This is a genomic window from Oceaniovalibus guishaninsula JLT2003, from assembly GCF_000299575.1.
Lineage (GTDB): Bacteria > Pseudomonadota > Alphaproteobacteria > Rhodobacterales > Rhodobacteraceae > Palleronia > Palleronia guishaninsula.
The window spans coordinates 1-1,351 of record NZ_AMGO01000028.1 but is presented as its reverse complement, the minus strand read 5'-3'; the positions used below and the strand labels follow the sequence as shown (position 1 = coordinate 1,351).

Sequence of the window (1,351 nt, the reverse complement as noted above, 5' to 3'; positions counted from 1 at the left end):
GCGTGATCATGGCGCCGAGGGGGCAGACAGTGTCCAGACGCTCGCCATGTCGCTCAAGTTCGGCATGACGACAAAGGCGCTCGGCGAGACGATCTTTCCCTATCTCACAACGGTCGAGGGGCTCAAGCTCGCCGCGCAGACCTTCGACAAGGATGTCGCGAAGTTGTCGTGCTGCGCGGGGTGATCCGATCCGTCGATCTTGTGGCTGCCGAGCAAGATTGCGCATCGACGCGATCACAACCTACCCTCCACCCAGTTGGCCACGATCAGCCCCGGAACGCTGTCGTGCGCCCGGTCTGCATCCCGCGCGAGGTTCAGCCGCTTCGGCAGCTTGACCTGCGGCACCAGCAGGAAGATCGGCGCGGTGACTTTGCCGCGCCCGGTCTTGGAGCGCGACACGACCGCCTGGCCCTTCGTGTTCAGCCGTCCCTCCGCCACCAGCAGGCTCGGGCCCGTGCGGCGATAGACGAAGCGCAGGCGCAGCCCGCGGCGGCGTTCCCATTCGCCGGGGGTGATCCTGCCGCCGCGCAGGGACTTGCCCGCGGCGGGGAGCGGAATCGCCAGCCAGAACCCGTCCTTCGAGCGGATCAGCGGGCCGGTGTCATGCGCGCCGACGATGACCGGGGCCTTGGACCACACGAGTGCCGCGGCGTTCAGGCTCTCGCCGGCCTTCGGATATGTCTGGCTCCGGATCGAGTTCGCGAGCCGCCGGCCGAGCCCAGCACCAGTGATCTGGCCGCGCCACGCGGTCTTGAGCCCGGTCCCGGCCTCGCGCATGGCGGCGGTCACGGCCTTCTCGCCGGCCTTCACCTCGGCGGCCATGGCGGCGACGAGGTCCGGCGTGATGTCGAGCTTCAGCTTCATCGCGATCATGCCGGACGCAGATCCACAGTCCAGACGAGCCGCTCGCGGTCGCGGACGGGTTCGCCCTGGATGAGAAATGCCTCGCCGTCGATCTCGATGCGGTCACCGGGCCGCGGGTTCGCCACCTCGGAAAGGCGCAGATCCAGCCGTGTGGTTTCCGACCAGATGCGCGCCTCGCCGAAGCCGGTGACATCGTCTGGCCGGCGCAGGATGGCGCGGACCAGCGATGGCGCACCGCCCTCTGCTGTGTACACCACGTCCCGCGCGAGATGCGCGTCGGCGAAGAGCGCGTCGAGGGCGGCGGCGAAAGCGGTCATCAGGTCCGCCTGGCCTGTCGCAGCACCTGCGGCCGGGTGCAGATCGGCAGCGGGTTGGACTCGATCTCGAGCCGCACCCATTCGTCGCGATCCCGGTCGGGGATCGTACGGGCGTAGAGCGGCTGGCCGAGGGTGTTCACCGTTTCGAACGTGTCGGCGGGGGCGTAGTA

The 1,351-nt window shown here is 68.8% G+C and carries 3 protein-coding genes and 1 pseudogene; 1 reads left to right on the top strand and 3 read right to left on the bottom strand.

The genetic code is table 11. From position 1 onward, the window contains the following. A pseudogene (locus tag OCGS_RS14795) lies at nt 1-184 on the top strand (mercury(II) reductase); the annotation flags it as partial. Nucleotides 185-234: 50 nt separating this feature from the next. Here OCGS_RS14795 and OCGS_RS07870 read toward each other — a convergent pair. The 3 genes from OCGS_RS07870 to OCGS_RS14790 all read right to left on the bottom strand — a co-directional run. After that, nucleotides 235-864, bottom strand: coding sequence for a DUF6441 family protein (locus OCGS_RS07870; RefSeq protein WP_040610785.1), 630 nt, complete (start codon nt 862-864; stop codon nt 235-237). Nucleotides 865-869: 5 nt separating this feature from the next. Next, entirely contained in the window at nt 870-1,181 is a 312-nt protein-coding gene (locus OCGS_RS07865) for a head-tail joining protein (protein WP_007426706.1), read from the bottom strand. Further along, nucleotides 1,181-1,351, bottom strand: a 171-nt coding sequence (locus OCGS_RS14790) for a major capsid protein (protein WP_193372856.1), incomplete at its 5' end; no start/stop codon positions are given. The genes OCGS_RS07865 and OCGS_RS14790, both read right to left, overlap by 1 nt.

Coding starts and splice junctions, on each gene's coding strand:
- OCGS_RS07870 (WP_040610785.1), bottom strand. CDS start 864: ATGAAGCTGAAGCTCGACATCACGCCGGACCTCGTCGCCGCCATGGCC.
- OCGS_RS07865 (WP_007426706.1), bottom strand. CDS start 1,181: ATGACCGCTTTCGCCGCCGCCCTCGACGCGCTCTTCGCCGACGCGCAT.